Origin of the sequence: Limnofasciculus baicalensis BBK-W-15 (assembly GCF_024178385.1) — a bacterium.
GTDB classification, from domain to species: domain Bacteria; phylum Cyanobacteriota; class Cyanobacteriia; order Cyanobacteriales; family Coleofasciculaceae; genus Limnofasciculus; species Limnofasciculus baicalensis.
The window spans coordinates 1-9,837 of sequence record NZ_JAMZMM010000229.1; the positions used below are offsets into that span (position 1 = coordinate 1).

At 42.1% G+C, this 9,837-nt stretch carries 6 protein-coding genes; 5 read left to right on the forward strand and 1 reads right to left on the reverse strand.

The genetic code is table 11. The features are described 5' to 3' along the window. Window positions 1-49: 49 nt before the first annotated feature. From sufB to NJ959_RS19675, 5 genes are all read left to right on the forward strand, one after another. Window positions 50-1,489: a Fe-S cluster assembly protein SufB gene (gene sufB / locus NJ959_RS19655; protein WP_254013442.1), complete on the forward strand. Its 1,440-nt coding sequence runs from the start codon at window positions 50-52 to the stop codon at window positions 1,487-1,489. A gap of 199 nt (window positions 1,490-1,688) precedes the next feature. After that, a complete protein-coding gene (sufC, locus tag NJ959_RS19660; protein WP_254013438.1) occupies window positions 1,689-2,477 on the forward strand; it encodes a Fe-S cluster assembly ATPase SufC in 789 nt (262 codons plus the stop codon). Continuing rightward, the gene (gene sufD, locus NJ959_RS19665; protein WP_254013439.1) at window positions 2,477-3,814 is read left to right on the forward strand and encodes a Fe-S cluster assembly protein SufD; all 1,338 of its coding nucleotides are present in this window, start codon (window positions 2,477-2,479) and stop codon (window positions 3,812-3,814) included. Before sufC ends, sufD begins: the two co-directional genes overlap by 1 nt. A gap of 336 nt (window positions 3,815-4,150) precedes the next feature. Further along, a complete protein-coding gene (locus NJ959_RS19670; protein ID WP_254013440.1) occupies window positions 4,151-5,413 on the forward strand; it encodes a SufS family cysteine desulfurase in 1,263 nt (420 codons plus the stop codon). A 172-nt stretch (window positions 5,414-5,585) separates the two neighbouring features. Continuing rightward, entirely contained in the window at window positions 5,586-6,263 is a 678-nt protein-coding gene (locus NJ959_RS19675; protein ID WP_254013443.1) for a class I SAM-dependent methyltransferase, read from the forward strand. A 142-nt stretch (window positions 6,264-6,405) separates the two neighbouring features. Here NJ959_RS19675 and NJ959_RS19680 read toward each other — a convergent pair whose 3' ends face one another. Continuing rightward, on the reverse strand, window positions 6,406-9,750 hold the full coding sequence (locus NJ959_RS19680; RefSeq protein ID WP_254013441.1) for a pentapeptide repeat-containing protein: 3,345 nt from the start codon (window positions 9,748-9,750) through the stop codon (window positions 6,406-6,408). Window positions 9,751-9,837 lie beyond the last annotated feature (87 nt).

Consider the following 9,837-nt stretch of genomic DNA (forward strand, 5'->3'; position numbering starts at 1 on the left):
AAGCTACCCTGCCCACTCCCTCGTGATACAAGAGAGAACACTAAATCCTATGACCGCCACCGTCAAGAAACTCGTCAACCAACCCTATAAATACGGCTTTATCACCGATATTGAGTCTGATATTATACCCAAAGGACTTAATGAAGATGTCGTGCGGCTAATTTCTGCCAAAAAGAACGAACCGGAATTCATGTTAGAGTTTCGACTAAAGGCTTATCGGCAATGGTTAAAAATGACTGAACCCAATTGGGCACATGTCAAATATCCACCCATTAATTATCAAAATATAATATATTATTCTGCACCCAAACAGCCATCTAAAAAGCTGAATAGTTTGGATGAAGTCGATCCAGCATTGCTGGAAACCTTTGAGAAACTGGGTATATCCCTCTCCGAACAAAAAAGGCTCTCTAACGTGGCCGTGGATGCCATTTTTGATAGCGTCTCAATTGCCACTACATTTAAAGAAAAACTAGGGAAAGAAGGAGTAATCTTCTGTTCCATTTCCGAAGCACTGCAAGAACATCCAGAATTAATCCAGAAATACCTAGGTAGCGTTGTTCCAATCGCAGACAATTACTTCGCCGCCCTCAATGCTGCCGTATTTAGTGACGGCTCCTTTGTTTTCATTCCCAAAGGAGTCAAATGTCCGATGGAATTGTCCACCTACTTCCGAATTAATAACGGAGACACCGGACAATTTGAACGGACATTAATTATTGCCGAAGAAGGAAGTTCAGTCAGTTATTTGGAAGGGTGTACTGCGCCCATGTACGATAGTAACCAACTACACGCAGCAGTAGTAGAATTGGTAGCCTTAGATAACGCCGAAATCAAATACTCCACCGTCCAAAACTGGTACGCCGGAGATGAAAACGGAAAAGGAGGCATCTATAACTTTGTTACCAAACGCGGTTTGTGCAAAGGAATCAATTCCAAAATTTCTTGGACACAAGTAGAAACAGGTTCAGCCATAACCTGGAAATACCCCAGTTGTGTATTAGTAGGCGATAACTCCATCGGCGAATTTTACTCAGTAGCTTTGACTAATAACTGCCAGCAAGCCGACACCGGAACAAAAATGATACATATCGGCAAAAACACCCGGAGTACCATTATTTCCAAAGGAATTTCCGCCAGTCGTTCCCAAAATAGCTATCGTGGACTAGTAAAAATCGGTCCCAAAGCCGCAGGAGCAAGAAACTATTCCCAATGCGACTCCATGTTAATTGGCGATAGCGCCCAAGCCAATACCTTCCCCTACATTCAAGTAGAAAACAATACCGCAAAAGTAGAACACGAAGCATCTACCTCTAAAATAGGAGAAGAGCAACTATTCTACTTTTCCCAGCGCGGTATTTCCGAAGAAAATGCTATCTCCATGATGGTGAGTGGCTTCTGTAAAGACGTATTCAACCAACTCCCCATGGAGTTTGCCGCTGAAGCTGATAAACTACTGAGTTTGAAGTTGGAAGGTGCTGTTGGGTAATAACTTGGCGCACCTCTGTTGTGTTTTTTTTTAACGCAGAGGTTCACAGAGGGATTCACAGAGGTACGCAGAGGGTTTTTGAGGTGATAGAGTTTCAAACTAAAAATAACAGTCTTATATAGACTCTGTGTACCTCTGTGCGAACCTCTGCGTACCTCTGTGTTAAAAAAAATCTCAAGTTTCACGAAGTGGAGAAAAGATGATTAAAGACAATAGTGAAGTGATTTTGTCGGTTCGAGATTTAACGGCGAGTATTGATGGGAATCCTATTCTCAAGGGTGTGAATTTTGAGGTTAAGGCTGGTGAAGTTCACGCGATTATGGGTTTGAATGGTTCGGGAAAAAGTACTTTTTCTAAGGCGTTAGCGGGACATCCGGCTTATGAGGTGACGGGTGGTACTGTTATTTATAAGGGGCAAAATCTGTTGGAAATGGAACCGGAGGAAAGGGCGCTGAATGGGATTTTTCTGGCGTTTCAGTATCCGATGGAAATTCCGGGTGTGAGTAATTTGGATTTCTTGAGGGTGGCTTACAATTCTCGCCGGAAGCATGAGGGATTGGAGGAGATTGATACGTTTGATTTTGAGGATTTGGTACAGGAAAAGCTGGATATTGTGAAGATGGATGCTAGTTTCCTGGAAAGGAGTTTGAATGAGGGGTTTTCGGGCGGGGAGAAGAAGCGGAATGAGATTCTGCAAATGGCTTTACTTGAACCAAGTTTGGCTATTTTGGATGAGACGGATTCGGGGTTGGATATTGATGCTTTGAAGATTGTGGCAAATGGGGTTAATCAGTTAGCTACTCCAGAGAATGGCACGATTTTGATTACTCATTATCAACGTTTGCTCGATTATATTGAACCGGATTATGTCCATGTGATGGCAGCGGGTAGAATTATTCGTACTGGTGGGAAGGAGTTGGCTTTGGAATTGGAATCTCGTGGCTATGATTGGTTGCTGGAAGAGGAAGCTGTCGAGGTGGGTGGTTAATGAATTTACAAGTGTCTGTTAAGCCGGAGATTTCTTATTTCTCGACGCTGTTAGGTGAATGTGTCAAAGCTGCACCTATTGAAAATAATCAGTTGTTAGAATTACGGAATCATGCCGCCGCCATTGCACAGGAATTCGCTATTCCTACCCGTCGGGATGAAGAGTGGCGGTTTACTGATTTGTCTTCTCTGTTAAAGGTGAGTTTTGACGGGATAGGTGTTGCTGAAATACCGGAATTTGATATTGCGCCGTTAATTCTGCCGGAAGCTATTGATAGTCGATTGGTATTTGTGAATGGGGTTTATGCCCCTCACCTTTCATCGGTTTCTAATTTGCCAGAAGGTATATATGTTGGTAATTTAGCTGGATTACCTGCACCATATTCTACGAAGATTTGGAATTATTTGGCAAAGCAACAGGGTGATTCTGAAGTTTTCACTGCCCTGAATACGGCTGGGTTAACGGATATTGCAATAGTTTGGGTATCGAAAAATAATATAGTGGAGACACCCATCCATCTATTATTTATCTCCACAACTCAGGAAGTGCCTTTTATTTGCCAACCTCGCGTTTTAGTGGTAGCTGAGTCAGCTTCTCAAGTTACTCTAGTTGAACATTATGCGGCAAATGTAGAAGGATGTTCCGATATTCCCCTGAATCATCCCTATTTTACTAACCAAGTGACAGAAATTTGGTTAGAGGAAAATGCAATAGTAAATCATACCCGCAATCAACGAGAAGCTGGGGATGGTTTTCATATTGGCAAAACTGCTGTTTCCCAAGCCAGAAATAGCCGCTATACCTGTAATGCCATTAGTTTAGGCGCTAAACTATCTCGCCATAATTTAGAAATATGGCAAACGGGTGAAGCTACCGAAACTATTCTCAACGGTTTGACAATGGTAGGAGGGGAACAGCTAGCAGATACTCATAGTAGTGTCATGCTGAATCATCCCCATGGGATTACCAATCAACTACATAAATGTATTGTAGGCGATCGCGGTCACGGTATCTTCAGCGGTAAGGTATTTGTCCCTAAAGCCGCCCAATTCACTAATGCCGGACAACTTAATCGTAATTTACTATTATCTCCCAAAGCCAGAGTCGATACCAAACCCCAATTGGAAATAACCGCAGATCAAGTAAAATGTTCTCACGGTGCGACTGTCAGTCAACTGGATGCCGAAGAAGTATTTTACTTACAAAGTCGCGGCTTAAAAGAAGCAGATGCCCGTAACCTATTAATCGATGCGTTTGTCGCAGAAATTCTCAATCGCATTCCCATCCCTTCCCTCCGCCAAAGACTTTCTCAATGTACAAATTGTAGAACATCTTAGTTATTTGTTGTTGGTTGTTAGTTATTTGTTGTTGGTTGTTGGCCAATAACAAATGACTAATACTAAAGCATATCCTTCACAGTAACTTTCCTCCGAATTAAACAAATTTCTCAAAACCCTCCGCGTACCTCCCTGAAAACCTCTGCGTACCTCTGCGTTAAAAAAAATATTATTCAGAGCTATCCAGACTTAATATTACCAACGACTAATAACCAGGAAAAACAGCAAATAACCAACTAACAAAAGTCAAAAGTTACATATCAAAAGTCAAAAACTACCTATAATAACTAATTACCCATTCCCTAAACAAACAACAAACAACAAACAACAAACAATATGACTATCACCCAAGAAAAAACCATCGCCGCCAAAGTACGTTCCGATTTCCCAATTTTGCATCAGGATATACATGGAAAACCCCTAATTTACTTCGATAATGCTGCTACCTCTCAAAAACCTATAGCAGTTTTAGACGCTTTACGCGACTATTACGAACAAGATAATTCTAATGTTCACCGAGGCATTCATAGCCTCAGCGTCAGGGCAACAGAAGGCTATGAAGGGGCAAGAGACAAAGTTGCTAAGTTTGTTAATGCAGCATCGCGCCAAGAAATTGTCTTTACTCGTAATGCGTCGGAAGCAATTAATTTAATTGCTTATAGTTGGGGATTGAGTACCTTGCAGCAAGGTGATGAAATTATCCTCTCTGTAATGGAACATCATAGTAATATTGTCCCGTGGCAGATTGTGGCCCAGAAAACGGGGGCAGTGTTAAAGTATGTAGAATTGACGGAAACAGAGGAGTTTGATTTAGAACAGTTTAATTCAATTATTTCCAATAAAACTAAATTAGTCAGTGTAGTGCATGTTTCTAATACATTGGGTTGTATTAATCCAGTAGAAGAGATAATTGCGATCGCACATCAATATGGTGCTAAGGTTCTAATTGATGCTTGCCAATCTGCACCACATATCCCACTAGATGTCCAGGCGATGGACTGTGATTGGTTAGTCGCATCAGGGCATAAAATGTGTGCCCCAACAGGGATTGGTTTTCTCTATGGCAAACTAGACTTACTCTTGGCAATGCCTCCATTTTTAGGGGGTGGGGAGATGATTGCTGATGTATTTCTCGATTATTCTACCTATGCCGAATTACCCCACAAATTTGAAGCAGGGACACCAGCCATAGGGGAAGCGATCGCAATTGGTGCAGCGATAGACTATCTTACTAGTGTGGGAATGGATAATATCCACACCTATGAGGAAGAATTAACGGCTTATTTGTTTAAGCAATTACGCGGTATTCCTAACCTGAGAACTTATGGTCCCCAACCGACAGCCGATGGCAAAGGTAGGGCGGCATTAGCTGCCTTTACAGTTGAGGGATTAGATGCTAGCGATTTAGCGACAATGTTAGATCAAGAAGGGATTGCGATTCGTTCCGGACATCATTGTACTCAACCTTTACATCGAATTTTAGGGGTGTCGGGTACGGCGCGGGCGAGTTTGTATTTCTATAATACTACCGAAGAGATTGATGGGTTTATTGTGGGGTTGAAGGAGACGATTGATTTTTTTAGGAGTGTGATGGAGTAGAGGCTATTTGCTATGGGAATAATGTATTTTTGTAACGCAGAGAGGCGCAGAGGGTTGCGCTCCAGGTAGCCGAGCTGATAGAGTGTGATGGGGTAAAACTCGGGTGGGTATTGCCTACCCTGCTTTCTAGTAATATTGATTATCTTTCTTGTGCAAGGAGGTTTAAAAGGTGATGGAACAAATGTTAATTTACTTGGATAAAATATTCCGCAGAATTCCCTGGCTAAAGTACTATGAAATTAAAGCAAGATATTCCAGTTTTGATGCTGAACAGTTTTATCTAAAGACAAGCCAGGTTGAATTCCTGGATAGGTATAACATAACAAAAATCAATTACGCCTGTGGTAAGAATTATTTGACTGGATGGTTGAATGTCGATTGCTACGATGAAAGACACTACAAGAAGGAACGTAAAGAATGTATCTATTATAGAGTCAATCTAATTACCAAACACCCTTTTCCAGATAATTGTTTTGAATTTGGTTTTGCGGAAGATTTTTTAGAGCATATTCAACAGGATGATTCAATTATTTTTCTAGCTGAGTGCTATCGTACCTTAAAGCCAGATGGTTTACTCCGATTGTCCTTTCCAGGTTTAGAGGGAGTTCTCAAAAAACATTATAATGAAATAAATTATAAAACTTTTCTCAAGGCGAAGCAGGAGGCTTTCACGATATGGGATCATTTACATTTCTATTCTAGAGATGAACTGAAATTAGTAGCAGAACATATTGGCTACAGAGAAGTCAATTTTGTGGAGCATGGTGTTTCAAAATTTCCTGAACTTAATAGTTTGGATACCCGGAAGGATCAAATTGGTTTAAATACATACGTGGAGTTAAGAAAGTAAGTTATATGAGTAGAATGAGGATGACTCACCTTTTAATTTTGTCAAAGGTATCCAACTGAGATCTTGCGCCAATCTGAAGCTAAGTCGTCTATCAGTTATTTTTGCCATACTCCATTAACTACCTGAGTTTACATACCGTTGATTAGCCCTCATCAATAGTTTCAGTGAGCATCGCCGTCTCTCCATAGCCGCTAAGATCTTCATTCTCCTCTGCCACCACTGGTTTCTGGTATTGCCAATCTTCCGCTGGAGCTGTCTCACCCTCATAGTCATTATTCCCCTCAGTATACTGAATCTCCGGCGCGATCGCTTCCCCTTCTGCACTTTCAATAAAAATAGTCGGCCCTTCCTCTAAAAGTGCTTCATCCTCCGGATAAGATGTTAGAGTTGGCAGTACTAAAGACTCCTTGTAAGTCTGAAACTCTGCCAGAGAAAATAAGGCTCGACTGCGGATAGCAAAGTTATGACTCTCTTTATCTAATTGCGCTTCAAACAGACAAGTATTGCTCAAATTAGCGCCAGTTAGATTAGCTCCTCTGAGATCCGCACCAGACAAATCTGCCCCTTCTAAATTAGCACCATAAAGATCCGCGTGGGCAAGATTAGCACCATTAAGCTTTGCCCAAATAAAATTAGCACCTTGGAGATTAGCATTAGTTAAATTAATCCCAATTAACTCAGCGGCAGATAAATTAGCCTGTGCTAGATTTCCTTCTGCTAACATGACTCGATTTAGACAAGCTCTTGCCAAATTAAGGTGACTAAAACTATGTCGTACCCGTTGCCAAAAGGTGGTAGGAGAAAGTACACTGGTTCTCCCGATAAAAGTTAATAACTGATCCGGATCGAAGTCTTGAGGTAAATCTGGATTCCCACAAGGCCAAAATGGAACCCTTGCCTCTTTTACTGCCGCACAAAGTAATAAAAACACGTTAATACCAACCGTGGCATCAATTTGTAAGGCATTTAAAGGATTTTGTAAATCCCTGAATTTGTGATATGCTTGGGTGACAATCCCTTCATCCAGCCAACGTCCCTGACACCATCCTCGATAAAAAAGATAGAGACGTTTAGACAAAACTCGAAAGGAAAAAATATCGGGATTGCGATTTTGTTCCCGTCGCAAACCTTCGATAACTAGTTCTTCTATTTGATGAGATAAGATCCCATATCCTAGCAATTTATAAATATATTCAGCGAAATCAACTCCTGATTTAATCCCAAAGTTGATTTCACCATATTTATCTGAAACTTGCTGAGTTAAAGCCTTAAGGAGGCGGGTAATTTCTTGAGATCCGAGGTATTCTCCCAGGCTGACATGAGAGAATTCAGTGACGCAGGTGATCGGTGAGAGGGCAGTAGGAAGTAGGGACTGGGTACTAGGGACTAGGGTAGAAGAATTTACCAGCCCTCGATCCCTAGCCTCTAGCCCCTTTTCTTGCCTCTTAGCTTTTACCTCATCAGAGGAGAAGAATAAAGCTGGGAGGGGATATTTAAGGGTATTAGAAGAGGCAAGAGGCAATATGTCAGAGGTAAGGGGTGTACTACAATGACCAGTTTGGAGAATAGTCAGTGCAGCGGATTGCATCAGGTGGCGTAATTCTTGAGGATGACGATTTTCTAAAAGATTTGCGATCGCCTCGGTAGATCGGCTAGCATGGGCAAGACCTTCCCGAATTAACTCTGCCAAGGGACTGCTATTTGGGGCAGATTCTCCTAACAGCCAACGGCAAATTCGATCGTAGATTTCAAATTTTGCCTGGGTTGCTCTGGATTGAAAAATGCTTTCATCTACCCGAGCATCTCGATGTAAAATGCCTAGTAGATAAAGTATTAAGGGACGAGAAATTAGAGTATAAAGTTCTTTATTTGGCGATTGTTTCTGAAATATACCCCCATGTTTCAAAAAGGTAAAATAGCTCTGAGCGATAGATTTTGATTGGAGTTTCGCCCAATTCTGGAACCATTGTCGAAATTCATCCTGTGCCATCGGTGCGATCGCAATTCGCCGCAATTGGTTCGATAATGGCAGGGTACTCTTTTGTCGATAATCTTTGGTTAATAAACCATCCAGAGTGCCAGAGCGACTGGTAAGTAAGATTTTGTAGTGAGCTATCCCAGTTGCTCCTACCTTTTGGCGTTGAAATCGCATCACCTGCTCGATAAAAGCAAAAAGATGACGATCGGTTGGGGGGGAGGGGGGTAGTTCATTAAGACCATCTAGGATTAGTAGTAGAGGTGGTGAATTAATGGAAAGCCAGCCATCCGTATCAGTGAAGCGTGCTAGAGGGAAAGCCGTGGCTAGAGTTTGCTCCAATGTTTGACCTAATGTCACATCTCGCAGCCGAATCAGTACTGGCATCCAGTTGGGATAAAGTTCTCCAGCGACGCGGTTGGCTAACATTTGGCAGAAACTAGTCTTTCCATATCCAGCATCAGCTTCGATCAGTGCGATGGTAGTCTTATCATTCAACTGCGATATCGCCCATTCCATCAAATCGACAGTCGTCAAGGCTTTGGCAGGTGAGATATTGTCAGCTTGTCCTTTTACCTCTTCAGACAAAACCCTTCCTTTAAGCGGAATATATAAATCTTTGAGTGAAAATGGCTCTCCAAATAAGGGTTCACTTAAAGCAATTGATAATCCCGCTCGATAGTATTCCCGTTCGAGATCTAGTGGTAAGGTTGAGGGAGGGTATTCTAAGTCTTCAGAATGCTGTTCTTCAGCAGAAGTATCTCGCCAAGTGGTTAAATTACCTAGCCGGACAAACTTTTGGAGCTGGGCTAAGGGCAAAGAATTCTCGGCAATGACAGCAAGTAAATGACCAGATAGTCCATTACTTAAGCGTTGCGTCAGTAATTTAGCTTCCGTTTCTTCAGCCCCATTTGCCACAAAATGCGCGATCGCGATATTATTCATCTGCTGAACTAAAAACGACTCAGCGACGAGGGTAAGCGCTTGTTCGGCTTGAGAGTCAGTCAGTCTTCCTGGCCGTAATGTTTTAATTAGAGCAACGAGTTGGGGATCGGCTAGAATTTCCTCAGTATCTTGAGTAGCTGGTACTATCGCTCGGTTGAGCCAAGGTCTTCTTAATTGAGATTCTTGTTCTAAAATCCCTTGTAAGGCATTAAGATAAGCAACTTGAAAGGTGAGCCAAGTTCCTTCATTCCGTCTGAGCGGCTTTTTGCGACTCAAAATCCGCAGGAGTCCTACCGTCAACTGAGAGAGAATCGGGATTAGTGGCAATCCAACCACTAAAGGCAATTCCAACACCTCCGCGAGCGAACTAATGTCAAAAGGGGTGAGGCTTTTGACTTCCATGTCTTGAGCAATGCGAAAGGCAATACCCGCAATTTGACCATTGGGATATCCTAGTTGAGTAAAGTTATTGACCGTTTGTTCTACAGTACCGTGTTCGCGAGGAGCGATCGCTCCTAACCCATTGATCTTGTGTTCTGCTAGCCAATGCCGAATACTTAAGCTCATGCCACCTCAATCGCTCTAATCATAATCCGCTTACTGATCCTATTTTGAACCCTATACAATTAAGTGCTATTGGTAAGGGGTGAGAGG